This is a genomic window from Caulobacter sp. Root343 (assembly GCF_001425745.1).
Taxonomy (GTDB): Bacteria; Pseudomonadota; Alphaproteobacteria; order Caulobacterales; family Caulobacteraceae; genus Caulobacter.
On the sequence record NZ_LMDF01000006.1, the window covers coordinates 929,929 to 956,029 of the forward strand.

Sequence of the window (26,101 nt, forward strand, 5' to 3'; positions counted from 1 at the left end):
TGCGCCTCACCCCAGCACGAACACCGGCCCCCAGGCCACCTCGTAGCGGTGCTCGCCCGACGACAGGTGCGGGCGCAGCTGCCAGGCGCCGGGGGCCAGCACGCTGGGCGGGCGGCCTTCGACATAGGTGGTGGTCAGCACCTCGCCGCCGGGCTCGGACACCGAGAACTGGCGGATCGAGGGCGTGGCGTTCGACAGCGCCCGGGCGATCTCGTCGGCCGAGCCCACCCGCAGCGGCGCCGGACCGGCCAGGCGCGCGGCGACCTCGGCATAGGCGCCGACCGCGATGACTCGCGGACCCTGGCGCAGAACGCCGTAGCCGACATGGGTGAAGCCCGGGGCCAGGAGGTTGGCGCGGTGGCCCGGGCTGGTGCGCCACTGGCCCATGATCTGGTCCGGCGTCACCGGCCCGGCGGCGTTGCGGCGCATGGCGATGTTCTCGCCCGGCGCGCCCACGAGATCGCGGGCCAGCAGGCCGACCCGGCCGGCCGGGGAATAGCCTTCGCGGGTCACGTGGTCGAAGATCTCGGTCACCGCCATGTCGGCGGCGTGGGCGCGAGCAGCCAGGGCAAGGCCCTTGTCCCAGGCCAGAGGGCGCGGCCCTTGGCGGCTTCGGAACAGATTGTTGAGGTCCAGCAGGGTCTCCTCGAAGTCCGGGTCGAAGTCGCCGCCGGGTGGGTCGGCTAACAGCCCGCGCAGGCGGCGCTCATAGGCGATCCAGGGCTGCGGGGCGGCCGACCAGGCGGACGTGGCGGCCAGGGCGAGAGGCGCCGCCAACAAGGTTCTTCGCGCGATAGGCCTCATTCGGTCTCCAAGTGGAGGACGTGACGTCCTCGAAAAGGCTTCGGTCATTGACTTCAGGCCCCAGGACCCAGACCTAAGGCGCATGCGTCCTGTCCGTTCCCTATGGCTCGCCGGCCCCGAGGCCTGGCTCCCCGATGCCGAAGCCCACGCCGCCCGGCAGCGGGCCCTATGCCTGGAGGCCGGGCTCGAGCCTCTGACCCCCGCTCGCATGCCGACGGGCGAGGGCGGCGACGAGATGGAAGCCCGGAAGTTCTATGCCGGCCGCATGGCGCAATTGCGCCAGGCCGACGCGGCGGTGATCAACCTGACCCCGTTCCGAGGACCGTCGGCCGACACCGCCGCGGTCTTCGAGGCCGGTGTGTTGGCCGGCCTGGGCAAGCCGACCTTCGCCTATCTGAACGTCACCAGCGAGATCCAGGCCGAATACGTGGCCCGCGTCGACACCATCCTCGGCGCGACCCTGGACGAGAACCGCATCTGGCGCGACGGCGACGGCTGCGTGATCGAGGACCACGGCCTGCCCGAGACCGTCATGCTGTGGGGCGAGGCGAGGCGGCTGTTCGTGATCGTCACCCAGGACCCGCTGCGCGACCTGACGGGCCTGGAGCTGTGTTTGCAGGCGCTGGCGCTGTACGCGGAGTAGGGGCTGCTGCCATGGGTGGGTTGCGCCGGGTCGCCCACCAGATCCCTCTCTCATGGAGAGAGGGATTCACGGGGATTCACGGGGATTGAAGCGCCTGTATCCCCGGTGTTCGCGAGATCGAACCCCGCGAAATCAACGCCTTCTCACTTTGACGCGCCTCTGAATGATCCGCGTTGAATCCCGCTGCACAATCATCGCTGTCCCCGTCGCAAGGGGAGGGCGCTTGGATCCGGCCCGAAGCGGCGGCGGGGATAGGCTGAGCGGGGTCGCCGTTAGGTCCCCGGCTGGCTNTCCCTCTCTCTCAGAGAGAGGGATTCACGGGGATTGAGCACGCTGTATCCCCGGCGTTCGCGAGATCGAACCCCCACGAAATCAACCGCTTCTCACTTTKACGCGCCTCTGAATGATCCGCGTTGAATCCCGCTGCACAATCATCGCTGTCCCCGTCGCAAGGGGAGGGCGCTTGGATCCGGCCCGAAGCGGCGGCGGGGATAGGCTGAGCGGGGTCGCCGTTAGGTCCCCGGCTGGCTCGTCAGGCCACGTGGTTTACTCTTTAGGAGCGCACGTGGGTGGCGGACTTGTCGGGACAAGGCCGAGCGGCGAAACGACAGGGCGGTGATCGTACAAGCCGCCTATCGTGGATCGCCGAGCTGGAGACNTCGGGACAAGGCCGAGCGGCGAAACGACAGGGCGGTGATCGTACAAGCCGCCTATCGTGGATCGCCGAGCTGGAGACGGAATAGCCGATCCAGTTGGTCCACGCCCGTCCGGGGGTAACGGAGGCCCGAGCAGACAACGCTCACGCCCGCCGTCCTCACGGCAGAGAACAGCCTGGCGGAGCGGTAAGCGAGCCGAAACATACAAACCCTCACGGTCATCCGGGTTCGCCCGGCCGCTCCGTCGCCTCCCCACTAAACTTCAGCGGCAAGCCGCGTGAAGCGGCGAAACCGTGACCCAAATCTCCCCCCAGCTGGGAGGATCAATCTGTAGCGGAGGCGGGCCTCCAGATCCTTCCAGCGGGGGAGATCTATCGGCGCCTCACCACCCAAGATCTGCTTCCCCGCGCAGGATCGCCTCGGCCGCCGCCGAGTGCTTGCCGCCTTCGCGGTCGTGCAGGACCAGCGGCGGCAGCAGGACCAGCGGGGCCTTGCCGGTCTTGATCGCCCGCACGACCACCCGCTTGGCCGGGGCGTCGGCGAACGGCGCGACGGGCCGGATCTTGAACGAGCCGGCCTTGGGGGCCAGCAGGGCGAGGATGTCGGCCAGGCGGTCGGCGCGATGGATGATCGTGATCGTCCCGCCCTCGCGCACCGCCTTCAGGCAGAAGCCGGTCCAGGCGGCCAGGCCGCCGTCGGCCATCCAGGCGCCGCTCTTGGCCGGGGCGGGGGCGCGCAGCGCGTTGGGATCGTCGAAGAACGGCGGGTTGGTGATCACCGCGTCGAAGACGGGCAGGGCCAGGGCGCGGAAGCCGGCCTCGACGTCGCCTCGCGTCACGGCGACTCGGTCGGCCAGGCCGTTCAACGCCGCGTTCTCGGCGGCCAGGGTCGCGGCGGCGGAATCACGCTCCACGCCCTGGAAGGTCACGCCGGGCCGGCGAGTCGCGGCGGCCAGCAGGGCGCCGCCGACCCCGCAGCCGGGCTCCAGCACACGCTGGCCGGGCAGGGCGTCGCAGGCGGCCGCCAGCAGGGCGGCGTCCATGCCGGCCCTGTAGCCGTCGGGCTTCTGGCGCAGCCGCACGCGGCCGCCCAGAACCCGATCCTCGGTAACGCCTGTATCGTCCAATGCTTTCTAGGCCTTGTGCTCGCCTTGACCGTGACCTATCCCGCCACCATTGTCCCTCGCAACGGTTCATCCTGAGGGGTGCCGCAAGGAGAGTATGGTTTTGGACGCAGCCGCAGCGACCCTCCCCCGTAAGTCGGGCTCGGTGGATCGTCTCGTGCGCCTCGCCGAGGCCGACATGGCGGGCGTGAACCGCCTGATCACCGATCGCATGCAGAGCGACGTGCCGATCATTCCGGCCCTGGCCGAGCACCTGATCGCGGCCGGCGGCAAGCGCCTGCGGCCGCTGCTGACCGTGGCCGCCGCGCGGCTGGCGGGCTCGGATCTGGCGAATTCGAGCAACGACCACTGCCTGAAACTGGCCGCCGCCGTCGAGTTCATCCACACCGCCACCCTGCTGCACGACGACGTCGTCGACGGCAGCGCCCTGCGCCGCGGCAAGGTCGCCGCGCACCTGATCTGGGGCGGGGCCCAGAGCGTGCTGGTCGGCGATTTCCTGTTCGCCCGCGCCTTCGAATTGATGGTCGAGACGAACTCGATGAAGGCGCTGGAGATCCTGGCCCGCGCCAGCCGCGTCATCGCCGAGGGCGAGGTGCTGCAGCTGATGCGCAGCCACGACCTCAACCTGTCGCAGGCGATCTATCTGGAGATCATCCAAGCCAAGACCGCCGAACTGTTCGCCGCCGCCTCCGAGGCCGGCGCGGTCTCGGCCGGGGTCGACGCGGCCAAGGCCGAGGCGCTGAAGGCCTATGGCCTGAACCTGGGCCTGGCCTTCCAGCTGGCCGACGACGCCCTCGACTACGGCGGCGCGACCGAGACGCTTGGCAAGAACGCCGGCGACGACTTCCGCGAAGGCAAGGCGACCCTGCCGTTGCTGCTGGCCATCGCCCGCTCGGGTCCCCGCGAGGCCGAGTTCTGGGAGCGGGCCATCGGCCGCCGCGAGCAGACCGAGGCCGACTTCCGCCGGGCCCGCGAGCTGATCATCGGCTCGGGCGCCCTGGACGCCACCCTGGACCTGGCCGCCGACTATGCCGACAAGGCCAAGACGGCGCTGGCGGTGTTCCCGGCCAACGACTGGCGCGGGGCGCTGGAGGACCTGGCCGACTTCGCGGTCAGCCGTCGCGCCTGATGGCTCGGCGGAAGTCATCCTACGGCGAGCTTTCCCCGACCAGGCCGGGCGAGCCGCTGCCTCGGCTGCGGACTGTCATCGCCACCTCGCCGGAGAACCCCAGCGGCGATCCCAACGTGCGGCCTCACGAGGCCGGCGAAGCGGCGGGCAAGGTGATTGGCGGCGGCCTGGGCGTGCTGATCGGCGCGGTGCTGGTCATCCTGATGCTGGGCCCGATCCTCTGGGCGCCGCTCTGGGCGGGCCTGCGAGCGGCGCGGGCCTTTCCCGGCCCTTGGCAGCCCTGGCTGGCGGGTCTGGCCGCCGGCGCGCTCGTGGCCCTGGTCCAGACCGTGCTGCTGATCCAGCGCAGCCCGATCCTGCGCTATCCGATCGTGGCTCTGTTCGCCCTGGCCTGGGTCGGCGGCCTGTGGCTGGAGTTCACCGCGCCGCGCCACGACTGGATCATCACGGCGCCGGCCCTGCACATGCCCGGTCCCTGGTCCTGGGCGCTGATCGGGTTCGGCGCGGTGCTGTATGCCGGCATCTACCTGCTGGCCCTGGCGCCGATCGGCAAGAGCCGCTGGGCGCGCAAGTGGCAGCTGATCAAGTAGAACCGGCCGTCGGACTTCGGCGGTGCGGTGAATTCGGCGTAATCCAGGCCTGACGGTCTTCACAGCGAGACCGGGCGGGGCCACGTACGGGGCCTGGACCTCGAAGGTCCTGATTGGGGCTAAGACATGATCCGTTTCATCCTGAACGTTCTCTGGTTCGTCTGCGGCGGTCTCGTCACGGGGCTGGGCTGGCTGCTGGCCGGGGTGCTGCTGGCCATCACCATCGTGGGCCTGCCCTATGCCGGCGCGGCGTTCCGGATCGCCGGCTTCGCCTTCTGGCCGTTCGGCAAGGAGATCGTCCATCGCGAGGTCTTGGGGCGCTCGGACATCGGGACGGGCCCGCTTGGCACGGTGCTGAACGTGATCTGGTTCGTCCTGGCCGGCTGGTGGCTGGCCCTGGGTCACGTGCTGGTCGCCGTCGCCGAGGCGGTGACGATCATCGGCATCCCGTTCGCGATCAAGGACCTGCAACTGGCCTACATCGCCCTGGCCCCGATCGGTCGCGACGTGGTGCGGCGCTAGAAGCCGGTAAACAGACGGTCGAGCGCGCGACGGATGGCGTCCTCGTGCTCGGCCAGGCTTCCTGATCGGCGATGCAGTAGGGCGATGTTGATAGCGACCAACTCCGGAATCGAGACCACCAAGGAATGACCGCGACTCTCAATCGCCACGCTTAGTCTGGTGAGGACCTCGAACGTTTCCCGGCGGTAGACAGGCGCGACAACGATGGTGGGAAGGTCGCCGGCATGATGGGACTGGAGCACGACAATATAGGGCGCTTCGTCCCGACTACGCGGCGAAGGATTGGCGAAGAGATCGAACTGGCGGATCACCACGTCCGGAGATCATCTCCGAAAGCGCCACGTCGCTCGACCCGTTCGCGATAGGCTTTCAAAGCCTCCGCATTCTCCTCGGCCCAGCGCTGGGCGCGTTCCTCGGCGCCGGCGGGGTCGACCTTCTGCAGATGCAGGCGAAGCTGGGTCTCGCTGAGACCAGCAACCGAGATCCCGAGCCGCTCGGCCTGGGCCAGCAGTTCCGGGTCGATGCCTCGGTCGAGGTCGGAAGCGTCCATGGGATGAGAAACTAGCATGGCGCGTCCCTGGCTCACAGCGGAGCGGTCAGTCTGGCTGTAGTCGTCGGAAAATCAACTATGAATTGATCTGGCCTGGCGCGTCGCATCACGTGGGTCCACGGTCCCGTCTCGTTCGCCACGAAGCCCTGCGCCTCCCAGAAGGGACCGGCGGCCGGCGAGGCGGCGGCGTTGACCGTCAGCAGCTCGACGCTGTCGAAGCCTTCGTGGATCAGGGCCGAGGCGAGGGCGGTGGCGACGCCTCGGCGGCGCATGGCGGGACGAATGTAGAACCGGCGCAGGCGGCGGGCCGGCTCTGGCGAGACGGGTTCGACGGACAGGCCGCCGATCCCCGCCAGCTCGCCGACCAGGAACGCGGCGAAGAGCGCCTCGCCGTCTTCCTGGAAGCGCGCGCCGCTCTGCCACTCCTCGGCCAGCCGGGCCATGTTGCGCACGCCTTCGCCGGAGGCCTCGGCGACCAAGTCGTCGAAGCCATCCGGCAGTTCGTCAAAGATCCTGACGAGTTGCAGCACTCAAGGTCAGCCCGGCGAGACCATCTTCTCGGGACGGACGTACTGGTCGAACTCCTCGTTCGTAAGATAGCCGCCGCCGACGGCCTCCTCGCGCAGGGTCGTGCCGTTCTTGTGCGCGGTCTTGGCGATCTTGGCGCAGGCGTCGTAGCCCAGCTTGCCGTTCAAGGCCGTGACCAGCATCAGGCTGTTCTCGACGCCCTTCTTGATGTTGTCGATCCGCGGCTCGATGCCGACCACGCAATTGTCGGTGAAGCTGACCGCGGCGTCGGCCAGCAGGCGCACCGACTGCAGGAAATTGTAGGCCATGACCGGGTTGAAGACGTTCAGCTCGAAGTGGCCCTGGCTGCCGGCGAAGGTCAGGGCGGCGTGATTGCCGAACACCTGGACGCAGACCTGGGTGAGGGCCTCGCACTGGGTCGGATTGACCTTGCCGGGCATGATCGACGAGCCGGGCTCGTTCTCCGGCAGGGCCAGTTCGCCCAGGCCGGCGCGGGGGCCCGAGCCCAGGAAGCGAATGTCGTTGGCGATCTTGAACAGGCTGGCGGCGACCGTGTTGATCGCACCGTGGCTGAACACCATGGCGTCGTGGGCGGCCAGGGCCTCGAACTTGTTCGGGGCGGTGGTGAACTCAAGACCGGTGATCTTGGCGATGGCCTCGGCCACGCCCTCGGCGAAGCCGATCGGGGCGTTGAGGCCGGTGCCGACGGCGGTGCCGCCCTGGGCCAGCTGCATCAGTTTAGGCAGGGTGCTCTCGATACGCTCGATGCCATTGGCGACCTGCTGGGTATAGCCGCCGAACTCCTGGCCCAGGGTCAAAGGCGTGGCGTCCTGCGTATGGGTGCGGCCGATCTTGATGATGTCGGTCCAGGCCTTGGTCTTGGCCTCGAGCGCCGCGTGCAGGTGCTTCAGGGCCGGCAGCAGGTCATGGACGATCTGCTCGGCGCACGCCACGTGCATGGCCGTTGGATAGGTGTCGTTCGACGACTGGCTCATATTGACGTGGTCGTTCGGGTGGACGGGCTTCTTGCTGCCCATCTCGCCGCCCAGCATCTCGATCGCGCGGTTCGAGATCACCTCGTTGGCGTTCATGTTCGACTGGGTGCCCGAACCGGTCTGCCAGACGACCAGCGGGAAGTGATCGTTCAGCTTGCCTTCGATCACCTCATTTGCGGCCGCGATGATCGTCTCGGCGATCTTGGCGTCCAGCTTGCCGAGCTTCAGATTGGTCTCGGCGGCGGCGCGCTTGACGATACCCAGGGCGCGGACGACCGGCAGGGGCTGCTTCTCCCAACCGATCTTGAAGTTGCCCAGGCTGCGCTGGGCTTGCGCGCCCCAATAGCGGTCGGCGGCGACTTCGATCGGGCCAAAGGTGTCGGTCTCGATGCGCGTGGCGGTCATGCGGCGATCTCCGGAAAAACGGTCGAGCGGGGTCTAGCCCCTGAGGCCCCGGTTCGCAACGCCGTGGCGCCCTTCAGTAGCCTTCGCTATATCGAAGACAGCAGGAGGGACCCATGCTCGTCACCACCACCAACGATCTGGCCGGCTATCGCATCGTCGAACATCTGGGCCTGGTGCGGGGCGTCACCGTCCGCTCACGCAGCGTCATCGGCAATATCGGCGGGGCCGTGCAGTCGATCTTCGGCGGCAATCTGTCGATCTACACCAAGCTGGCCGAGACGGCTCGGCAGGAGGCCTACGAGCTGCTGGTCGCCCACGCCCGCGAGGTCGGCGCCAACGCCATTCTCGCCATGCGCTACGACGCCAACGAGATCATGGAGGGCATCACCGAAGTCCTGGCCTATGGCGCGGCGGTCCGCGTCGAGGCGCTCTAGGTGGCGGTCTTCGTCGCCTTGCCGCGCTCGATCAATACCGGCAAGCGCAAGGTGCTGAAGGACGACCTGCTCGGCATCGCCCGCGATACGGGTTTCAAGGACGCCAAGACCTACCTCGCCAGCGGCAACCTGTTGCTGTGGGGCGACCACGCTGGCGGCGAGGCTCTGGAACGCGCGTTGGAGGAGGCCCTGGTGACCCGCATCGGCCTGCGCACCGACTTCATGGTCCGTTCGCCAGCCCAGATGCGGGCGATCGTCGAGGCCAATCCGTTCAAGGCCGAGGCGAACGACCATCCCAGCCACGTGATCGTCAACTTCCTGAAGACGCCGCTGCCAGACGGCGACGAAGACGTGCTGCGGGCCGCGATCACCGGGCCCGAGCGGTTCGCGGTGGGGCCGAGCGAACTCTATCTCGATTTCCCGATCAGCATGGCGGACTCGCTGCTGGATCGAGAGTGGAAGAAGACCAAGCGTAATCCGGTCGGCACGACCCGCAACTGGAACACCGTGCTGAAGCTGGCGGAGATGATGGGCGCGTGAGCCTGGACCTCGACGGCCCCGACTGGACCCACCACGGCAAGGTCCGCGCTCGCGAGGCCGATGGCGAGCTGATCATCGTGGTCGACGGCCTGACCACCCAGGGCAAGTACTACAAGCCGCTGATCTACGAGTTCTTCCGCAAGTCGTGGCGCGGCGCGCGCCCGGCCTGGGGTGAGTTCAGCGTCGAGATCGGCATGGAATATGTCGGCGAGCCGCCGTGGATGGACCTGGACAACCTGGCCAAGGCCCTGCTGGACGCCATCAAGGGCTATGCCTTCCATGACGACGCCCAGGTCGCCCGGCTGCTGGTCGAGCGCCGTCCGGGAGAGCGCGAGCGCATCGTCATCCAGGTGCGGAAGCTGGCCTCAAACCTTATGCGGCGCACGCTCGAAGATTGACGCGGCCACGGCGACGTACAGCACGGCCAGGAAGGCGCCGTAGCGTCCGATGCTGACCGGATCGCCGGATGGCATCACCTCGGCGTAGCGCGACACCACCAGGGCGCCGGCGACCAAGCCGGGGGTCGAGAACAGGATCATCGGAAACAGCCGGCGGCGGCGCGGCGTATGAGTCAGCCGCGCCACCGCCTGGAAGGCGAACGTCACCGTTGCAGCGGCCGCGAACGCGTTCAACGCGTAAAACCAGAAGGCGCTTTCCAGAAGCCCCCCACCGAAAGCGGCGTAAAACAGGGTGGCCGCCGACCAGGCCGCCAATCCCGTTCCCCCAAACGCCAAACCGTCCAGTTTTGACACGTCGCGTCTCCCTCGCTCGTCTCCCGGAACGCTGATCTGCAAGCAGGGCGCCGCGGAAGATGACGGGGGGAGGTCGCGTGGATCAGCTCCAGGGCAGCAGGTAGCCCCAGAGGCCCAGCAGCACGGCGAGGAACACGAACAGCAGGGCGGTGAAGGTGAAGGCCACCTTGCGGGCCCCGCTCCAGCTGTCGACGCGGCGCCCGCCGCGCCAGATCATCGGCAGGACGCCCAAGGTCACGATGCTCAGCACCGCCGCGACCAGCGCACAGGCCGAGCCGCTCAACAGCCAGCCGCTGGGCCAGCCGAAGAACACCGTGGTCTGGTCGGCGGCCTTGGCCGCGAACACGCCCATGCAGGCGGCCGAGATCAGCCACAGCACCGACTGCATGGTCTGCATCTGGCTGGCGCGGGCCTGGACCGGGGTCTGGCGGTCCTCGCGACGATTACGGAACAGCACGCCCAGGATCGTGGCCGCACAGGCCAGGACGGCCGCCGCGACGGTCCAGACCAGCAGGCTGGCCGAACGGAAGAAGCTGATTCGTTCATAGGTCGAGAAGCCGCGCGCGGCGTAGAAGCGCGAGGGACGGTCGCCATTGGTGTCGAACACCAGGGTCAGGGCGCCATCCAGGGCCTTGAACACGCCGGGATGGTCCGTGCCGTTGAATAAGGTGCTGACGCCGCCGTCGGTGACCGTCAGCCGGCCCTCGGGCGTGGCCCGCACCGTGGCGCGGCCGATGATGCGGTTGGTGAAGCCCTCCAGCCCGCCATAGGCCCGGCGAGTGGTCAGGTAGTCGCCCTCGTAGTTGCGGGCCTGGTCGTAGGTCAGGGCGCTGGGCGGCGGGGCGGGCGGGGCGGGCGCGTAGAAGTGCTCGACGATGGTCGAGGGCAGGGTGGCGGGCAGGTTCGCGCCGCTGTCGGTGTTGACCGAGACGAAGATCCCCAGGCCCAGGTCCGGCACAATCACCAGGTTCGAATAGAAGTACAGCGTCGCGCCCTGATGTCCGAAGCCGCGGCGACCGCCGGGCAGGGGCGTGTCCTGGAAACCGGCGTTCCAGCCGGCGGCCTCGGGGGCCGGGCGATACATCGGCGTGCGGAAGGCCAGGGACGTCTTCGGCGAGAAGATGGTCTTGCCGTCGATCGCGCCGCCGTTCAGCAGCAGGGTCATGTAGCGCGCCATATCGCCGGCGGTGCTGGAGGCCGAGGCCGCGGGGGCGACGTGGCCCATGAACTCGCGCGGCTGGGTCTTCCAGCCCATCGGCGTCCACGAGAAACCGTCCGACAGGTCGGCGGCCAGGGTCTCGGACATCGGCGCGGGCAGGCCGTCCCGCCAGGGGCGGGCTTCACGGAAGGTGGTGTGGTTCATCCCGGCCGGCAGGATGATCTCCTCGCTGACCAGTTGCTCGTAGGGCTTGCCGACCACATTGGCGACCGCCGCGCCGGCCAGGGCCGCGCCGTAGTTGGAATAGCTGGGCAGCAGGCCCGGCTCGCGCACCCGGCGCGGACGTTCCTGGCGCAGATAGTCCGCCAGCGAACGCACGCGGTTCGGGTCTCGCTCGAACAGCTGGCCCAGCGCCCGATCCTCGAACCCGCCGGTGTGGGTCATCAGGTCCTTCAGGCGCACGGGCGTCTTCTTGCCCTGGTCCTTCAGCTGCAGCGGCTCGGGCAGGTAGAGATTGACCGGGCCGTCGAGGCGCATGTGGCCCGACTCGATCTCGTTCATCAGGGCGATCCAGGTGAACGTCTTCGAGATCGAGGCGACGCGGAACAGGGTCTTGTCGGGATCGACCGGCTTGCGCTGGCCGAGATTGGCGAAGCCGTAGCCCTTCTTGAGCACCACCTGGCCGTTCTGGACCACCGAGATGGTCGCGCCGGCGATGTGGTCGCGGCTCATGGCGCGGCGGACGACGCCGTCGACGAAGGCTTCCAGCTCCGGTCCGGACATCGGCGCGACGGCGGCGATCGGCGGTGGGGCGGCGGTGGGCGTCGCCGGAGCGGGCCTCGCGGCGGCGGTCACGGGCGTGGCCGCGGGCGCGGGCCGAGGCGTGACGGCGGCCGGCCGAGGGATCCTGCGCACGCGGCGCGGACGCAGGCTGGTATAGGGGCGCGGCGCGGCGTTGAGCGCCGGCTCGCTGGCGGACGGCGGCGGCGTTGTAGCGTCCTGCGCGCGCGCCTCCGATCCGACCAAGGACCAAAGTGCCATGAAGGCCGCCGCGAAGGCGGCTGCGGGCGTAACGCGCGACGTCAACGATGTCCCCTGGGTGAAGCGATAAACTTCGTGAAGCGGAAAACTTCTAAGGTTTGTGTAGCGCGCTGGGGGCCAGGGTCAAACCCGATCACCGGTCAAGGCTGCTTTGGTTTGTTTCTGTTGAACGCGTAGAGCGGCAACATCGGCCGCAAGGCGGGACCGATCCAGACCTGGGGTTCGGAGGCCGGCTCCGCGCCGGTCTCCTTTTCCTTGCGCGCGACGCAGGCCTGGACAGCCGCGCCCAGGGCCGCGAAATCGCGTGCGTCGGGCGCGGACGACAGGAAACAGTCGTCGAAATACGGGTATTTGTCGCTCTCGCCGCAGCCAAACGAGGCGCGATCGGAGCGGGCCGCGGTCAACACCAGACGGTCGGGCTTTTGCAGCGGCGGAATGAAGACGCCCGAAAAGCAGGCGGAGATCACCACCACGCTGGGGCGATCAGGGCAGGCCTGGTCGAGCAGGGCGGCCAGGCGATGAGGGCGCAGCAAGTCCTCGCCGAGAATCGCGCCCTCGGGGCCGCCGTGCGAGCTGAGGTAGAACAGGCATCCGGCCCTGGCGGTCTGGGCCTTGATCCGCAGGGCGTCCTGAATCGTGCGCGCGTCGGCGCGACCCGGATCTTGGGCGGGATAGCGCCTGGGTCGCACCGAGAACTGCTGGATGGCGGTCTTGTCGAAGCCCAGCTCGACCAGGGTCTTGGAGACGTCGCGACGGGCGTTGTCGAAGGCCTCGGTCGGACCGCCGGAATGGGCGTGGAAGTCGCCTGCCACCACCACGGCCGCCCAGTTCGAGAACGGGCCGGCGGCGCGCGCGGCCTGGAGGGGCGAGAAGAGCAGAATCAGAAGTCCGATGACCGCCGCCGCTCTCCGCATGGCTCCATCCGCTCCTTTATCGGCCTATTTCTTGAAGTTGGCGAAGGGCGTCGGGATCGCCGTGCCGGTCGACTTGGCCAGCAGCCGGCCGTCGACGTCGTAGAGCTCGCCTTCCATGAAGCAGACGGTGCGGCCCCATTTTACGACCCGACCGACGCCGCGCAGCGATCCAGGCATGGCCGGGCGCAGGAAACTGGTCTTCATCTCGAGCGTGGGGACGACATGGGTCATGCTCGAGGTGATCAGGCCCGCCACCGACATGCACTCGTCCAGCATGGCGCAGACGAAGCCGCCCTGGATCTGGCCCATCGGGTTGCACAGCAGCTCGGCGCGCGCCGTGAAGCCGACCTCGACCTCGCGCTCGACCTGGCGCACGGCCAGCAGCTCGAAACCCAGGGTCTGGGATCCGGTCGGCGCGTTCTTGGATGCGCGGAAGCGCGCGAGGATCGCCTCGTCCGTCAGGGCTTGGGGAGCGTCGGAGGCGACGTCGCTCATTTCTTCCGGAACTGGTCCAGGGAGACGATCTTGGGACCATCCTCGCCGGCCGGGGCGGGGACCTTGTCCTCGGCCTCGGGCTCCGGCTGGGGCTCTTCCTCGATGACCTCGGGCGGAGCGAACTGCAGGGCGAACTGCACCGAGGGGTCGTAGAAGCGGGTCAGGGCCGCGTAGGGCACCGACAGGCGCTTGGGCTGGCCGCCGAACTTCAAGGTCACCGAGAAGAAGGTCTCGCCGGGCGCCAAGTCCCAGTACTGGTGCTGCAGGACGATGGTCATCTCGTCCGGATACTTGCCCAGCAGGTCCTGCGGGCCCGAGACGCCGGCGGCCTTGGTCTTGAAGGTGATGTACAGGTGATGCGGCTCGGGCAGGCCGCCGGGCGCGGCCGCCTTCTTCAGGGCCGCCTTGACCACGCCGCGCAGGGCGTCCTGGGCCATGGCCTCGTATTGCATGAGGTCTTCGGGCGGATTGGTCTGGGACATGCGCTGGAGTCGGTACTTCGAACTGGAGACGAAGCCCGGAGCCTAGCGCGTCGAAGGCCTCGCGCAAAGCGGGTCCTTTGTCATCCCGGACGAAGCGTAGCGAAGATCCGGAATCGCGGGGAGCGCAAGCGTTTGCATCCGAGCTTTCCTCGGTCCCGACTCGGCGGGTCGCAAGCGACCCTGGGCCGGGATGACAGCTTTAACGGAGGGAAAGTGGAGGGATTCTGTTGGCAGGCTCCCCCATTCCACCTCGAAAGAGAGGAGGGAGCCTCGGCAAAGCTGGAGAAAGTGGAGGGATTCTGTTGGCAGGCTCCCTCCGGGCCCCGCCTAGGGATCTGAACCCCTAGGACTTAAGAGGCGAATTCACCTGCACCGCATTACGCGGCGACGGCGAACTCTTCAGCGAAGTTATCGTTCGCATTTAGAAAAATGACCCGAAACGGTGGATCAAGCCGAGAGAAAGCATACACCTTTACACGTCTGTCGATGCTGATCGGCCCCATGCAGTCCCATGATAACTTGGGAGAGATTGGTGGAGCCGCCGGGAATCGCACCCGGGTCCAGTCCGCTTATTACGTGCGCGTTTATCCCCATAGTTCGGCCGAAGCCGGACGATCACAATATAGGGGCTTCCACCTCGGTATGGAAGGCCGGACGCTCGACTGTCCCCAGGCTTAGGCGTCCGTTGGACAACGTGCCGCAGATCACGGCCCCCTGGTCCTCGAATAGCTTCAGCGTCTCACCGACCAAAACATAGACGCCGGTGAACACGTCGGCGAAGTCGTCGCGAGTCTCGATGAAGCGGCCATCGGCGCGCAGCTCGAGGCTGACGTGGCCGTCGGGCGAGGTCCAGACGCCGGCGACGGGGATGTGGGGAACGATGGCGGACATCATCATCGGGCGATGCTCCAGGTTTGCGAGGCCGGGGCGGCGGTGACGGAGGGAAGGGCGGCGGTCATGGCGGTCAGCGCGGCCGCGCCGCCCAGCAGGACGGCGACGAACCAGCGTGGAGCCGCCACGCCGCGTCGGGGCGTGTAGCGTCTCATCACGTATCCAGATTTTGGGAGTTGCCGCGTCGGGGAGCGGAACGATGCCACTATGCGGCGCGGGCCCGTCCAGGTGGTAGACCGATGCTCCGACATCATTGCACGATCCTCCGGAACCGAACGCCGTGACGTGACGGAGGATCGTGCAAGGCTTACAAATGGTCTCGTTCCAACAAGAGAAAGCCCATGAGCACTCGCGAGGCGCTGGCCGCCCTGATTGAACGATTCACGCCGAACGAAGGGCCGCGCGAAACCTGCTGCCCCAGGGTCAACCTCTATCGCGCGACCCAGACCACCGAGCCGGTGCACGGCGTGCACGAGCCGGCGTTCTGTGTGCTGGCCCAGGGCCGCAAGCGCGTGTTCGTCGGCGACGTCATGCACGAGTACGACGAGCGGAACTATTTCTTGTCGTCGATCGACGTGCCGGCCGCGGGTCAGGTGGTCGCCGCCTCGCCGAACGAGCCTTACCTGAGCTTCCGGATTGTGCTGGATCCCAACCTGATCAGCGAGATGATGATGGAGTGCGGCCTGGCCGCCCGCCTGGACGCCGCCGCGCCACTGGTCGGCGGCATGTCGGCCGGGGCGATGACGCCCGCGCTGTTCGACGCCGTCTGCCGGATGGTCAGCCTGACCGAGAGTCCCGAGGATGTTCCGGTCCTGGCCCCGCTGATTGAGCGCGAGATCGTCTATCGCCTGCTGACCGGCGAGCAGGGCCCGCGCCTCGCCCAGATTGCCCGCCGCGATGGCCGCCTGCGGCAGGTCAATCGCGCGATTGGCTGGATCAAGCGCCACTTCGACCAGCCGTTCAGCATCGACGCGGTGGCCGAGGAAGCGCGGATGAGCCCCTCGGCCTTGCACCAGCATTTCAAGGCCGTGACCTCGCTGTCGCCGCTGCAGTACCAGAAGCAGATCCGCCTGCAGGAGGCGCGGCGGCTGATCCTGGTCCAGCGCCTGGACGCGGCCACCGCCGGCCACAGTGTCGGCTACGACAGCCCCTCGCAGTTCAGTCGCGAATATGCCCGGCTGTTCGGCGCGCCGCCGCTCAGGGACGTCACCCGCCTGCGGGAGCAGCCCGAGCAGATGGCAGGGGCGTAGACTAAGTAGCGCTATTCCAAGACTCGACGAAAAGCTGCATGATCGAGTTCGCGAGCTAGCATGAACTCGCTGAAATTCGATCGGGGAGTCGTCGAAATGTCAAAAATTGTTGCCGAATTTATCGGTACGTTTGCTCTGGTTCTATTTGGCTGCGGCGCGGCGGTGCTAGGCGGAGATCACGTGGGTCAGCTGGGCACGGCCCTGGCCTTCGGTTTCGCGATTATCGCCCTGGCCTATGGCATCGGCCCGGTGTCCGGCTGCCACGTCAATCCGGCCGTCAGCCTGGCGGCATTCGTGGCTGGTCGCATGAGCGTCAAGGAGATGGGCCTTTACTGGATCGCCCAGTTCGCCGGGGCCTTGGCGGGCGCGGCCGTGCTGGCCTGCATCGCCGGCGGCACGGCGCACGGCCTGGGTCAGAACGGCTGGGGGCCGGGCTATCTGGGCGCCTATCCGCTGCACGCCGCCTTCGTCTTCGAGGTCGTGATGACGGCGCTGTTCGTCATCGTCATCCTGGGCGCGACCGGCGCCGACGCCGCGCCGGGCTTCGCGGGCCTAGGGATCGGCATCGCCCTGGCGGTGATCCACATCGTCGGCATCCAGGTCACCGGCGTTTCGGTCAATCCGGCCCGCAGCTTCGGCCCGGCGGTCCTGGTCGGCGGCCAGGCGCTGGCTCAGCTGTGGCTGTTCTTCGCGGCCCCGGCGATCGGCGCGATCCTGGGCGCGCTGCTCTATCGGTTCAATGTGCTGAAGGCCGGGTGATTTCCAGCGTGTCGGCCCCGGCTTAGACGCCGGGGCCGATCATCCCTACTGCACCGCGCCGGTCAGGACGAACGGGCCGATTCCGCCCTGGTGCGTGCCGCTCTGCTCGCAGGTGTTGGAATATACCCATCCGATAAAGCCGCCGTACGAGCACAGCACCTGATCGTAACCACTGTAGGTCTTTCCGGCGTTGACGCTGCCTGGCGGCAACGGGCCGACCTGGTTGTAGCGGTTCGACTGGCCAGGGACCCAGCTGACGGTCCCCGAGACCAGGGTCAGGAACTGGATGTTCTTGGTCGCCAGCCGAATGCCGCCGCCGTAGCTGCCGTTGCAGGCCGAGCCGTCCCACCAGCCGGCCCAGGGACGGTCGTACTGGCCCAAGCCTCGACACACCGGCGCTTGGGCCATGTTGGCGCCCTTGACCACATTGGCCGGAGGCGACGCCGCCGCGACCCAGGCATAGACCGGGGTGCTGGTCGGCAAGTCGCTCCAGGCGATGTCGACCTTGGCGTCGCTCTGACCCCAGACGCTGACGGTCTTGGCGCCGGGATCGACGGTCATCTTGTAGACGTAGCGCGCCCCGTCGCGAGTGACGTTCTTCAGCACCTGGCCGTTGGCGTCATAGCTGACGATCCCGTACGAGACGCGATTGTCGATGAAGCTGTAGGCCCAGGTCGTGACCCCGCCGTACTGGATGACGGGGCAGGTCGGGCTAGGCGCGCCGGTGTTGGGATTCGGCGTGCAGGTGACCTTGAGGCCGGCCGGCACGGGCGGATTGCTGTTGGCGGGAACGGTGGCGATCTGCGGCGGGGTCTGGGCCTGTGACGCGGATGTCGCGCCCAAGGCGGCGCAGAGGCCGCTCGCTCCGATCAGGGCGGCTTTGAAAGCGTAGGCGACTGCTCGACGATAGGTCATGGCGTCCCTCCCAGGATCTTTGACAAGGGGAGAGTAACGCCGTTATGTGAAATTAGACTGTGAGTTGTATCACATTATAATTCTCTCATAAGTCGTCAATCAGGTTGCCCATCCTCCGGCGGCGGAGGCACGGCCGGCGGCTGGGGGCGGTTCGACTCGCCCGCCCGCAACCCACCCCCTCCGGCCAGCAAATCTTCATAGGCCCGCCGTTGGCGAGAGAAGTCCGCGCCTCGCGGCAGCACGGCGTCGAAGCGCGGGTCGCGCCCGACCACCGCGCCGAGGGCGGCCGTCAGGATGGATGCGATCGACCCTACCTCGGCATCGTCGCAGGCCCGGCGCAGATGGCGGGCCTGGCCCGGGACGAGCAGGGTGACGTCCCACGAGACGCCGTCGACGCACAGCGCCGACACCGCGCCGCCGCCATAGTCGACGATCACCGAACGCGGTTGGCTCCAGGCCGGATCTGTAGGCAAGGCCCGCAGGGGCGCGATCTGTAGGGCGGCCAGTTCGGCGTTGATATCGACCCGACGGCCGATCTCGGGCGTGCAGCAGCCCAGTCCGGCGCGGGCCTGGACGAAGGCGCGGCCGTCGCGGCGCAGGGTGACGCGGACCAAGGCCTGGCGCACGCCACGTGCGGGCCGGGCCCAGACTTCCAGGATCAGTTCGCCGCGCTTGAGCACCTGGCTCTGCAGTGGCTGTAGGCCCCAGAGGCGATAGAGCAGGGGCGGGACGCCGTTGTCGATCGGGATCGGCTGCTCGTCACGGCCGGGGCGGCGATTATACAGCGGCTCGACTTCTGGCGGCGGCCGCGGAACCTCGGGTGACCACCAGATCGTCGGGTCAGGATAGGGCGCGGGCGGTGGCGGGGCCTGCTGAGCGGAAGCGAGGGCCAGCCCCGCGATCAATCCGGTCAGGCCGCTCATCGCCCGTTTCCCTTACATGCCTTCGACGCCCCGCTCGATGGAAAGGACGCCCGTGCGGGAAAGTTCCACCAGGCCCAGCGGGCGCATCAGGTCCAGGAACTTGTCGATCTTGGACGGCGCGCCCGAGATCTCGAACACGAAGCTTTCCAGCGTGGTGTCGACCGGCTTGGCGCGGAAGATCTCGGCGATGCGCAGGGCCTCGACGCGATCGACGCCCGAGCCGCGCACCTTGACCAGGGCCAGCTCGCGTTCGACGCCGTTGGGGTCGCGGGTCACATCGTGCACGCGGCGGACGTTGACCACCTTGTTCAGCTGGGCCTCGATCTGGTCCAGCACCTGGCGGGTGCCGCGCGTCACCACGGTGATGCGGCTGGTGTGGGCCTTGCGATCGGTCTCGGCGACCGTGAGGCTCTCGATGTTGTAACCGCGCGCGGCGAACAGGCCGACGATGCGATGCAGGACGCCGGGCTCGTTGTCGACGAGCAGGGCGAAGGTCGCGGTCTGCTCGACCTGGCCCGTGGGGCTAAGGTCGTAGGCCGAGGCGGGAGCGGGTTGGACGTTGGCGGTCATGGATCGCTTCTATGCCAAAGGAAGGGGAGGGCGCGAGAGGCTTAGACCAGCCCCGCGCCATCCTCGCCGATCACGCTGCCGATGTCCTCGACCTCGCCCATGATCATCTCGTTATGGGCCTTGCCCGAGGGGATCATCGGCAGGCAGTTCTCGTGCTTCTCGACACGGCAGTCGAAGATCACCGGCTTGTCGCTGTTGATCATCTCCAGGATCTTGCCGTCCAGCTCGGCGGGGTCGTCGCAGCGGATGCCGTGGGCGCCATAGGCCTCGGCCAGCTTCACGAAGTCGGGCAGGCTGTCCGAGTACGAGTGGCTGTAGCGCTCGCCGTGCAGCAGCTGCTGCCACTGGCGGACCATGCCCATCCATTCGTTGTTCAGGATGAAGATCTTGACCGGCAGGTCGAACTGGATCGCGGTCGACAGCTCCTGGATGCACATCTGGATCGAGGCCTCGCCGGCGATGTCGACGACCAGGCTCTTGGGGTGGGCCAACTGCACGCCCAGGGCGGCGGGCAGGCCGTAGCCCATGGTGCCCAGACCGCCGGAGGTCATCCAGCGGTTCGGCTCCTCGAAGCGGAAGAACTGAGCGGCCCACATCTGGTGCTGGCCGACCTCGGTGGTGATGTAGATGTCCTTGTCCTTGGTCAGCTCGTACAGGCGCTCGATGGCGTACTGCGGCTTGATGACCGTGTCGGAGCGTCGGTAGTTCAGGCACTGGCGGGCGCGCCACTGGTCGATCTGGGCCCACCAGTCGGACAAGGCGGCCTTGTTGGGCTGGTGGCCGCCCGCTTTCCAGGCCGCGATCAGGTCTTCAAGAATGCTGCCGGCGTCGCCGACGATCGGCAGGTCGACGCGGACGTTCTTGTTGATCGACGAGGCGTCGATATCGATGTGGATCTTCTTGCTGCCAGGCGAAAAGGCGTCGAGGCGTCCGGTGACGCGATCGTCGAAGCGGGCGCCGACGCAGATCATCACGTCGCAATCGTGCATGGCGTTGTTGGCTTCGAACGTGCCGTGCATGCCCAGCATGCCCAGCCAGGCCGGATCGGCCGCCGGGAAGGCGCCCAGGCCCATCAGGGTCGAGGTGACCGGCGCCCCGGTCAGCGCCTGGAACTCGCGCAGGGCCTGGCTGGCCTTCGGGCCGGCGTTGATGACGCCGCCGCCAGTGTAGAAGATCGGCCGGCGAGCGCCCGCGATCAGCCTGGCCGCTTCGGCGATCCGACCCGCGTCGCCCTTGGTCTTGGGCGCATAGGCGTGGGTCGAGGCGACTTCCGTCGGACCGTAATATTCGCCCTTGGCGAACTGGACGTCCTTGGGGATGTCGATCAGCACCGGACCCGGACGGCCGGTGGTGGCGATCTTGAACGCCTCGTGGATGATCTGCGGCAGGTCGCGAACGTCTTTGACCAGATAATTGTGCTTGGTGCACGAGCGGGTCATGCCGACCGTGTCGGCTTCCTGGAAGGCGTCGGTGCCGATCAGATGGGTGGGGACCTGGCCGGTGATGACGACCATCGGGATCGAGTCCATCAGGGCGTCCATGATGCCGGTAATGGCGTTGGTCGCGCCCGGGCCCGAGGTGACCAGGACGACCCCAGGCTTGCCCGAGCTGCGGGCGTAGCCCTCGGCCGCGTGGGTCGCGCCCTGCTCGTGACGGACCAGAATGTGCTGCAGACGCGGCTCGTGGAACAGCGCGTCGTAGATCGGCAGGACCGCCCCGCCCGGATAGCCGAACAGAACCTCGACGCCCTGGTCCACGAGGCCGCGGACCACGATCTCGGCGCCGGTCATGGCGCGGGAGGTGTCGGCGGCGGGAGCGGTGCTCTCGATGGTTTGATGGGCGGTCATGGGACGGATCCGGTGGGAAGCTGGGGGGAAGCCAAGGAACGGGGAAGTGGAAAAGAAAAAAGGTCCCGAAGGACCTTTGCGCGCGCGACCGAGCTACGACGTGACTTCTAGGTCACCCCGCGAACGGCCGCTCCATAAGTACGATCATGGTTTTGCGCACGAGTCTTGCTCCAAAGCTACGGAATGGGTCATGACACGCGCCCGATGGAGCGTCAAGGCGCTGTTTGTCGCAAGGTTGTGCCTTTGCCGAGCGGTGTGACCTTACCGGAGTTTCACGTGACAGGGGCAGGTTTCACCCGTCACCGTCGCGCGCCTGCAATCGGGGAGCGTTTCAGTGTTTGGACGGCGAGATTTTTTGGCCGGGACGGCGGCTTTCGGCTTGGCCCAAACCGCGACGGCCAGAGTGCTGTCGGGCGGAGCCGCCGACAAGGCGGTCGATGCATTCCTCAAGACCCAACCGTTCCAGGGCGTGGTCCTGATCGGCAAGGCGGGCAAGCCGATCTATTCCCGCGCGATCGGGTTCGCCGACGTCGAGGCCAAACGACCCGCGACGCTCGGAACGCCCTATGCCGTCGCCTCGATCTCCAAATGGCTGACCTCGACCGCGCTGCTGCGGCTGGCCGAGACGGGCAAGCTCGACCTGGACGCGCCAATCGTCCGCTACCTGCCCGACTACCGCGCCGATACGGGCGCAAAGGTCACCCTGCGGCGGCTGATGACCAACACCAGCGGCATTCCGAACGGCTTCGCCACCTGGACCAAGGCCAATCCCGATCCCGACCTGTTCAAGAAGACCTTCACGACCGCCGAGGCCGTGAAGCGGTGGTGCTCGGGCGACCTGGCCTTCGAGCCCGGGACCAGATTCGACTACGTGCTGACCAACTGGATCATTGTCACGGCGATCATCGAAGCGCTGACCGGCAAAGCCTATGCCGAGGCGATGAACGAGCTGGTGATCGGGCCGCTGGGGCTTTCCCGCACGATGCCGGCCGATCCGGCGGACATCGCGATCTCATATCGCACGCTGGAGCCGCTGGTCCGGCAGTCCAATGATCGCTTTCCCTTCATGTCTGCCAGCGGGGGCTATGTCAGCACGGCCGGCGACCTGTTGAAGGCGGCCCACGCCGTGTTCGACGGGACGCTCCTCCCGCCGGCCCGCAAGAAAGAGCTGCTGACCGTGGGCTGGCCCGACCAGGATTATGCGTTGGGCGGCCGGGTTAAGAGCCTGTTCGCCGACGGCATGCCGCGGGTCTTCGCCTGGGAGACGGGCCGGGCGGCCGGCTATCGCTCGGTGCTGGGGCATCGCTTCGACGACCAGACCACCGTCGTGCTGTTGAACAATACCAGCATCACGCAGAAGGCGATGGACGAGTTCGCCTACGCGCTGTTCGGGACGGTTTAGGCTTCGAGCGGCTCTTTCTCCAGAGTCTGGGCCAGCAGCTCGAGCGCGGCCGCCGCGAAGGCCCGCATGTTGGGGGCGCGCTCGGCGCTGGCCGTCTCCAGGGTGGCGCTGGCCGAGGTTTCCTCGCCGACCACGGCCATGCAGCAGTGGCCGGGCGCGTCGCCGTAGCGGTTGCCGTCGGGCCCGGCCGCACCGGTCTCCGACAGGCCCCAGGTCGCCTTTAGGTTCTTGCGGGCCACGCGAGCCAGCATGACCGCGTAGGGCTCGCTGGCGGAGCGAAGACCGTCCATGGCCTTCTGCGGAATGTCCATCAGGGTCAGGCGAGCCCGCGCCGTGTAGACGACGGCGCCGCCGACATAGAACTTCGACGCGCCCGGCACCGCCAGCAGGGCTGCCGAGATCAGGCCGCCGGCCGAGGACTCGGCGATGGCGACGGTCTCGCCGCGAGCGATCAGACGCTCGGCGACGCGTTCGGCCATGGCGTTGAGGTCGGACATCTTGACTCTTTCGTGATGGGCGGCCCCTTCCATAGGGGCAAGACGCGAACCTGCAAACACGCGTGGTTGAAGGCTCTCGCCAAGATTGAGCGAACGTGCTCAGCATGGCCAAGCTCAACCCGGAGATCCCCGTGCTCGTTCAAGCCGCCACGCCGCCCGCCGCGGCCGCGCCCGCCGTTCCCGTGCAGCCGCCGCTGCAAAGGCTGGCGCCGATCTCGCAGAAGACCCGGCCGCTGGTGTTGACCAAGGGCGGACGGACCGAGAAGGCGCTGGTGCGTTATCAGATCTTCATCCGTACGACCGTCAGGCCGGGCGCGGTCCCGGCGACCGCCGAGGGCGTAAGCGTCAGCGCGATACCGTGCGCCTGGACGGTCGAGTCGTTTCTGCAGCGTGACATCTGCTTCTATTCGATGACCGGTCTCCTGGCCTGCACCAACGGCGACACCACCCCGCTGAAGGCGACGGACACGGGTCAGGCCGACCTGCCGGTCGGAACGGTCTGCGAGGTGTTCGCCAAGCCGGTGGAGGGCGCCGAGAGTCGGGTGATCGCATCCGTGGATCGCACCAAGGACCAACTGTACGACGACGATTACAAGCTGGTCGTCACGCCACAACTGGTCCGCGGCGGGACCACGATCACGGAACGCTGATCCGCTCCCAGTCCGGCGTCTGGTTGCGGAACCAGGTCAGCTGGCGCTTGGCGTAGCGGCGAGTCTCCTGGCGCGCGGCGTCCAGGGCCTGGTCCAGCGTGGTCTCGCCGCGCAGGTGGGCGGCGAACTCGCGATAGCCGACGGCCTTGAGGGCGGGGAGGGACGGATCCAGGCCTCGCGCCTCCATGGCCGCCACCTCGTCGAGCGCGCCTTGCTCGACCATGACCGACAGGCGCGCGTCGCAGTGGGCGTAGAGCTCGGCGCGCGGCGGATCCAGCACCACGCCCTTCCAGCTGTCGGGCGCGAGGGCCGGCTTGGTGTCGGTCTGCCAGGCGGTCAGCGACTTGCCGGTGGCGATGGCCACGGCGTGGGCGCGGACCAGGCGCTGGCGGTCGCCGACCTCGATGCGCGCCTCGGCCTGCGGATCGAGCGGCTTGAGGATCTCGCGGAAGTCTTCCTCACCCCGCGCCGCGTAGAGCAGGCCTGAGATCTCGCGCTGCGTCTCGGACACCGGCGGCACGTCGGCCAGGCCGTGGGTCAGGGCGCGGAAATAGAGGCCGGTGCCGCCGACCACGATGGCCGCATTGCCGCGCGCCTCGATCTCGGCCAGCACCTTGGTCGCCGCGTCCAGCCAGCGGCCGACCGACCAGGCGACGGCCGCGTCGACGACCTCGAACAGGTGATGGGGCGCCCTGGCGGTCTCGTCTGGCGAAGGTCCGGCGGTCAGCACGCGCAGGCCGGCGTAGATCTGCATGGAGTCGGCGTTGACGATCTCGCCGCCGATCCGCTCGGCCAATTGCAGGGCATGAGCCGACTTGCCGCTTGCGGTCGGGCCGGCAATCAGCCAGATGCGGGGCGCGATGTCCGAACTCTCCACCATCCCGACCGTCCTCACCATCGTTGGGGCGAACCCCGACGCTTACGCACAAGCCGTTTCGCGCGTCGAAGGGTTGGTGTCCAGCCGCAGCGAGCGCCTCGGTCCGCTGGCGACGGATTTCTTCCTGAATACAGACAGGGCGCATTTCGGCGCGAAGATGCTGGGGATACCTGGCGGCACCGAAATCTTTTCAGATCTGCCGGTCGACTTTGCGGTTCAGCCCGTCGAGAACCGTCGGAAGCGCCTGCTGATCGCCGACATGGACTCGACGATCATCAACGTCGAGTGCCTGGACGAACTGGCCGATTTCGCCGGCGTCAAGGAACAGGTCTCCGAGATCACCGAGCGCGCCATGCGCGGCGAACTGGCCTTCGAGGGCGCCCTACGTGAGCGCGTGGGCATGCTGAAAGGTCTGGGGGTCGAGGCGCTGCGGACCTGCTACGACCAGCGGGTTCGGCTGAACCCCGGCGCGGAGATCCTGGTCCGCACCATGGCCAGGAACGGCGCCCGCTGCGCCCTGGTCTCGGGCGGCTTCACCTTCTTCACCAGCCGGGTGGCCGAGGCCGCCGGCTTCCACCTGAACCGCGCCAACACCCTGATCGAGCTGGACGGCGTTCTGACCGGCCATGTCGGCGATCCGATCCTGGGCAAGGAAGCCAAGCTGGCCGCCCTCCAGGAAGAGACGGCCGCTCTGGGCCTGACGCCTGCCGACGCCCTGGCCGTCGGCGACGGGGCCAACGACCTGGCGATGATCGAAGCCGCTGGTCTGGGCGTGGCCTACCGCGCCAAGCCGATCGTGGCGGCCGAGGCCGACGCCAAGGTCGACCATACCGACCTGACCACTTTGCTCTACTTCCAGGGCTACAAGATCGAGGAGTTCGTACAGTGAGCTTTCCCCGTCGTGTCGAAGGTGTCGTGTTTGACATGGACGGCCTGCTGCTGGACACCGAGATCGTCTATCGCGCCGCCATGATCGAGGCGGGGAACGTCTTCGGCGTCCAGTTCACCGGCGAGACCTATGCGGCCATGGTCGGCAAGACCACGCCGGAGTGCGGGGTCATGCTGCAGGAGCTCTACGGCCAGGACTTTCCGGTCCAATCCTACTTCGAGCGGGTCTGGGCCGACGTCGAGGACCTGCTGGCCGCCGAGACCAAGCTGAAGGCGGGCGTGATCGAGATCCTCGACTATCTGGACGATCTGGGCCTGCCGCGCGGCATCGCCACGTCGAACGGCATGGTGGCCGTCGAGAAGTATCTGGGCCGTTTCGACCTGCTGCATCGTTTCAACGCGGTGATCGCCCACCACGACGTCACCCGGCATAAGCCGAACCCGGATCCCTATCTGGAAGCGGCTCGCCGGCTTGGCGTCGATCCGGCCCACTGCCTGGCGCTGGAGGACTCGCACCCCGGCGTTCGCGCCGCTCACGCAGCCGGCATGATGACCGTGATGGTGCCCGACATCCTCGATCCCAACGAGGAGATGCACGACAAGTGCGTGCACATCGCCGACAGCCTGCACCAGGTGCTGGACCTGCTGAAGGCGTCCGTCGAAGAGGCGGCCTAGCGGAAGATCGACATCATCGCCGCCGCGGCTGACGAGAGCACGGAAGTATTGGCCGCCTCGTCGGCTCGCCGGCGTTGCTCATCGCGCTTTTCGGCCCGCGTTCGGGCAGCGTCGGTGAGGATCCGATGCCAGCGCTGGTCCTTGCCATAGGCGCCGGGATCCAGGGGCGAGGGGCGTTTCGAGGCCATCGGATGT

At 67.7% G+C, this 26,101-nt stretch carries 34 protein-coding genes and 1 other RNA gene; 13 read left to right on the plus strand and 22 right to left on the minus strand.

Annotated features, from left to right (window positions below; translation table 11 throughout):
• Window positions 1–6 precede the first annotated feature (6 nt).
• Entirely contained in the window at window positions 7–804 is a 798-nt protein-coding gene (locus ASC70_RS11705) for a CAP domain-containing protein (protein ID WP_056050219.1), read from the minus strand.
• A gap of 82 nt (window positions 805–886) precedes the next feature.
• Here ASC70_RS11705 and ASC70_RS11710 point away from each other — a divergent pair, with 82 nt between their 5' ends.
• On the plus strand, window positions 887–1,447 hold the full coding sequence (locus tag ASC70_RS11710) for a nucleoside 2-deoxyribosyltransferase (protein ID WP_056050221.1): 561 nt from the start codon (window positions 887–889) through the stop codon (window positions 1,445–1,447).
• 1,038 nt (window positions 1,448–2,485) lie between these two features.
• Here ASC70_RS11710 and ASC70_RS11715 read toward each other — a convergent pair.
• A complete protein-coding gene (locus ASC70_RS11715; RefSeq protein WP_056050223.1) occupies window positions 2,486–3,229 on the minus strand; it encodes a tRNA1(Val) (adenine(37)-N6)-methyltransferase in 744 nt (247 codons plus the stop codon).
• A 100-nt stretch (window positions 3,230–3,329) separates the two neighbouring features.
• Between ASC70_RS11715 and ASC70_RS11720 the strand changes: the two genes are divergently transcribed.
• The 3 genes from ASC70_RS11720 to ASC70_RS11730 all read left to right on the plus strand — a co-directional run bounded on the left by ASC70_RS11720 (window position 3,330) and on the right by ASC70_RS11730 (window position 5,467).
• Window positions 3,330–4,355 (plus strand): polyprenyl synthetase family protein, encoded by a 1,026-nt coding sequence (locus ASC70_RS11720; RefSeq protein ID WP_162247214.1) that lies wholly within the window; start codon window positions 3,330–3,332, stop codon window positions 4,353–4,355.
• Window positions 4,355–4,945 (plus strand): hypothetical protein, encoded by a 591-nt coding sequence (locus ASC70_RS11725; RefSeq protein ID WP_056050227.1) that lies wholly within the window; start codon window positions 4,355–4,357, stop codon window positions 4,943–4,945. The genes ASC70_RS11720 and ASC70_RS11725 overlap by 1 nt, the downstream gene beginning before the upstream one ends.
• 126 nt (window positions 4,946–5,071) lie before the next feature.
• Window positions 5,072–5,467, plus strand: a complete 396-nt coding sequence (locus tag ASC70_RS11730) for a YccF domain-containing protein (protein WP_056050229.1) — start codon at window positions 5,072–5,074, stop codon at window positions 5,465–5,467.
• On the opposite strand, the gene ASC70_RS11735 is transcribed toward ASC70_RS11730, so the two are convergent.
• From ASC70_RS11735 to fumC, 4 genes are read right to left on the minus strand one after another with little or no spacing between them, the layout of a single operon-like run.
• Complete coding sequence (locus ASC70_RS11735; protein ID WP_056050231.1) at window positions 5,464–5,781, minus strand: CcdB family protein; 318 nt, start codon at window positions 5,779–5,781, stop codon at window positions 5,464–5,466. The genes ASC70_RS11730 and ASC70_RS11735 overlap by 4 nt on opposite strands.
• Entirely contained in the window at window positions 5,775–6,035 is a 261-nt protein-coding gene (locus ASC70_RS11740) for a type II toxin-antitoxin system CcdA family antitoxin (protein WP_235519348.1), read from the minus strand. Before ASC70_RS11740 ends, ASC70_RS11735 begins: the two co-directional genes overlap by 7 nt.
• A 14-nt stretch (window positions 6,036–6,049) precedes the next feature.
• Entirely contained in the window at window positions 6,050–6,547 is a 498-nt protein-coding gene (locus ASC70_RS11745) for a GNAT family N-acetyltransferase (RefSeq protein ID WP_082539586.1), read from the minus strand.
• 6 nt (window positions 6,548–6,553) lie between these two features.
• Window positions 6,554–7,945, minus strand: coding sequence for a class II fumarate hydratase (gene fumC, locus ASC70_RS11750; protein WP_056050235.1), 1,392 nt, complete (start codon window positions 7,943–7,945; stop codon window positions 6,554–6,556).
• A gap of 113 nt (window positions 7,946–8,058) precedes the next feature.
• On the opposite strand from fumC, the gene ASC70_RS11755 reads away from it, so the two are divergent.
• The 3 genes from ASC70_RS11755 to ASC70_RS11765 are packed head-to-tail and all read left to right on the plus strand — an operon-like array spanning window position 8,059 to window position 9,317.
• The gene (locus tag ASC70_RS11755) at window positions 8,059–8,379 is read left to right on the plus strand and encodes a YbjQ family protein (protein WP_047404154.1); all 321 of its coding nucleotides are present in this window, start codon (window positions 8,059–8,061) and stop codon (window positions 8,377–8,379) included.
• Window positions 8,380–8,919 (plus strand): DUF1697 domain-containing protein, encoded by a 540-nt coding sequence (locus tag ASC70_RS11760; protein WP_056050237.1) that lies wholly within the window; start codon window positions 8,380–8,382, stop codon window positions 8,917–8,919.
• Window positions 8,877–9,317: a RusA family crossover junction endodeoxyribonuclease gene (locus ASC70_RS11765; protein ID WP_056050239.1), complete on the plus strand. Its 441-nt coding sequence runs from the start codon at window positions 8,877–8,879 to the stop codon at window positions 9,315–9,317. Before ASC70_RS11760 ends, ASC70_RS11765 begins: the two co-directional genes overlap by 43 nt.
• Here the strand turns inward: ASC70_RS11765 and ASC70_RS11770 are convergent.
• The 8 genes from ASC70_RS11770 to ASC70_RS25280 all read right to left on the minus strand — a co-directional run bounded on the left by ASC70_RS11770 (window position 9,285) and on the right by ASC70_RS25280 (window position 14,808).
• Window positions 9,285–9,671 (minus strand): hypothetical protein, encoded by a 387-nt coding sequence (locus ASC70_RS11770; protein WP_056050240.1) that lies wholly within the window; start codon window positions 9,669–9,671, stop codon window positions 9,285–9,287. The genes ASC70_RS11765 and ASC70_RS11770 overlap by 33 nt on opposite strands.
• An 82-nt stretch (window positions 9,672–9,753) precedes the next feature.
• Window positions 9,754–11,916, minus strand: a complete 2,163-nt coding sequence (locus tag ASC70_RS11775; RefSeq protein WP_056050242.1) for a serine hydrolase — start codon at window positions 11,914–11,916, stop codon at window positions 9,754–9,756.
• 95 nt (window positions 11,917–12,011) lie between these two features.
• Window positions 12,012–12,785: a C13 family peptidase gene (locus ASC70_RS11780; RefSeq protein ID WP_056050244.1), complete on the minus strand. Its 774-nt coding sequence runs from the start codon at window positions 12,783–12,785 to the stop codon at window positions 12,012–12,014.
• 24 nt (window positions 12,786–12,809) lie between these two features.
• Entirely contained in the window at window positions 12,810–13,280 is a 471-nt protein-coding gene (locus tag ASC70_RS11785) for a PaaI family thioesterase (protein ID WP_056050246.1), read from the minus strand.
• Complete coding sequence (locus tag ASC70_RS11790) at window positions 13,277–13,762, minus strand: SspB family protein (RefSeq protein ID WP_047404166.1); 486 nt, start codon at window positions 13,760–13,762, stop codon at window positions 13,277–13,279. Before ASC70_RS11790 ends, ASC70_RS11785 begins: the two co-directional genes overlap by 4 nt.
• 287 nt (window positions 13,763–14,049) lie before the next feature.
• Window positions 14,050–14,414, minus strand: a transfer-messenger RNA (tmRNA) gene (gene ssrA / locus ASC70_RS24485).
• Window positions 14,378–14,659, minus strand: a complete 282-nt coding sequence (locus ASC70_RS11795) for an Atu4866 domain-containing protein (RefSeq protein ID WP_156136697.1) — start codon at window positions 14,657–14,659, stop codon at window positions 14,378–14,380. The genes ssrA and ASC70_RS11795 overlap by 37 nt, the downstream gene beginning before the upstream one ends.
• Window positions 14,656–14,808, minus strand: coding sequence for a hypothetical protein (locus ASC70_RS25280; RefSeq protein ID WP_164468817.1), 153 nt, complete (start codon window positions 14,806–14,808; stop codon window positions 14,656–14,658). Before ASC70_RS25280 ends, ASC70_RS11795 begins: the two co-directional genes overlap by 4 nt.
• A gap of 186 nt (window positions 14,809–14,994) precedes the next feature.
• Here ASC70_RS25280 and ASC70_RS11800 point away from each other — a divergent pair, with 186 nt between their 5' ends.
• Both ASC70_RS11800 and ASC70_RS11805 read left to right on the plus strand, forming a co-directional pair.
• Window positions 14,995–15,903, plus strand: coding sequence for an AraC family transcriptional regulator (locus tag ASC70_RS11800; protein ID WP_056050248.1), 909 nt, complete (start codon window positions 14,995–14,997; stop codon window positions 15,901–15,903).
• A 96-nt stretch (window positions 15,904–15,999) separates the two neighbouring features.
• Window positions 16,000–16,662 (plus strand): aquaporin, encoded by a 663-nt coding sequence (locus ASC70_RS11805; protein WP_056050613.1) that lies wholly within the window; start codon window positions 16,000–16,002, stop codon window positions 16,660–16,662.
• Window positions 16,663–16,707: 45 nt separating this feature from the next.
• On the opposite strand, the gene ASC70_RS25285 is transcribed toward ASC70_RS11805, so the two are convergent.
• The 5 genes from ASC70_RS25285 to ASC70_RS25175 all read right to left on the minus strand — a co-directional run bounded on the left by ASC70_RS25285 (window position 16,708) and on the right by ASC70_RS25175 (window position 21,077).
• Window positions 16,708–17,577 (minus strand): hypothetical protein, encoded by an 870-nt coding sequence (locus tag ASC70_RS25285; RefSeq protein ID WP_200939203.1) that lies wholly within the window; start codon window positions 17,575–17,577, stop codon window positions 16,708–16,710.
• 95 nt (window positions 17,578–17,672) lie between these two features.
• On the minus strand, window positions 17,673–18,500 hold the full coding sequence (locus tag ASC70_RS11815; protein WP_056050250.1) for a hypothetical protein: 828 nt from the start codon (window positions 18,498–18,500) through the stop codon (window positions 17,673–17,675).
• Window positions 18,501–18,512: 12 nt separating this feature from the next.
• Window positions 18,513–19,070 carry an acetolactate synthase small subunit gene (gene ilvN, locus ASC70_RS11820; protein ID WP_047404170.1) on the minus strand — a complete coding sequence of 186 codons (558 nt, stop codon included), beginning with the start codon at window positions 19,068–19,070 and terminating at the stop codon, window positions 18,513–18,515.
• Window positions 19,071–19,111: 41 nt separating this feature from the next.
• Window positions 19,112–20,917 carry an acetolactate synthase 3 large subunit gene (locus tag ASC70_RS11825; RefSeq protein ID WP_047404171.1) on the minus strand — a complete coding sequence of 602 codons (1,806 nt, stop codon included), beginning with the start codon at window positions 20,915–20,917 and terminating at the stop codon, window positions 19,112–19,114.
• A gap of 112 nt (window positions 20,918–21,029) precedes the next feature.
• Window positions 21,030–21,077, minus strand: a complete 48-nt coding sequence (locus ASC70_RS25175) for a hypothetical protein (RefSeq protein WP_024265762.1) — start codon at window positions 21,075–21,077, stop codon at window positions 21,030–21,032.
• A 219-nt stretch (window positions 21,078–21,296) separates the two neighbouring features.
• Here ASC70_RS25175 and ASC70_RS11830 point away from each other — a divergent pair, with 219 nt between their 5' ends.
• Window positions 21,297–22,319 carry a serine hydrolase gene (locus ASC70_RS11830; protein WP_235519351.1) on the plus strand — a complete coding sequence of 341 codons (1,023 nt, stop codon included), beginning with the start codon at window positions 21,297–21,299 and terminating at the stop codon, window positions 22,317–22,319.
• On the opposite strand, the gene ASC70_RS11835 is transcribed toward ASC70_RS11830, so the two are convergent.
• Window positions 22,316–22,816, minus strand: coding sequence for a CinA family protein (locus tag ASC70_RS11835; RefSeq protein WP_056050254.1), 501 nt, complete (start codon window positions 22,814–22,816; stop codon window positions 22,316–22,318). The genes ASC70_RS11830 and ASC70_RS11835 overlap by 4 nt on opposite strands.
• A gap of 104 nt (window positions 22,817–22,920) precedes the next feature.
• On the opposite strand from ASC70_RS11835, the gene ASC70_RS11840 reads away from it, so the two are divergent.
• On the plus strand, window positions 22,921–23,466 hold the full coding sequence (locus ASC70_RS11840; protein WP_056050255.1) for a hypothetical protein: 546 nt from the start codon (window positions 22,921–22,923) through the stop codon (window positions 23,464–23,466).
• Here ASC70_RS11840 and miaA read toward each other — a convergent pair.
• Entirely contained in the window at window positions 23,453–24,346 is an 894-nt protein-coding gene (gene miaA, locus ASC70_RS11845) for a tRNA (adenosine(37)-N6)-dimethylallyltransferase MiaA (RefSeq protein ID WP_056050257.1), read from the minus strand. The two genes, ASC70_RS11840 and miaA, sit on opposite strands and share 14 nt — an antisense overlap.
• On the opposite strand from miaA, the gene serB reads away from it, so the two are divergent.
• Both serB and ASC70_RS11855 read left to right on the plus strand, forming a co-directional pair.
• On the plus strand, window positions 24,327–25,232 hold the full coding sequence (serB, locus tag ASC70_RS11850; RefSeq protein WP_162247210.1) for a phosphoserine phosphatase SerB: 906 nt from the start codon (window positions 24,327–24,329) through the stop codon (window positions 25,230–25,232). The genes miaA and serB overlap by 20 nt on opposite strands.
• Window positions 25,229–25,906 carry an HAD family phosphatase gene (locus tag ASC70_RS11855; protein WP_056050261.1) on the plus strand — a complete coding sequence of 226 codons (678 nt, stop codon included), beginning with the start codon at window positions 25,229–25,231 and terminating at the stop codon, window positions 25,904–25,906. Before serB ends, ASC70_RS11855 begins: the two co-directional genes overlap by 4 nt.
• Here ASC70_RS11855 and ASC70_RS11860 read toward each other — a convergent pair.
• A complete protein-coding gene (locus ASC70_RS11860; protein ID WP_056050263.1) occupies window positions 25,903–26,094 on the minus strand; it encodes a hypothetical protein in 192 nt (63 codons plus the stop codon). The two genes, ASC70_RS11855 and ASC70_RS11860, sit on opposite strands and share 4 nt — an antisense overlap.
• Window positions 26,095–26,101: the final 7 nt, after the last annotated feature.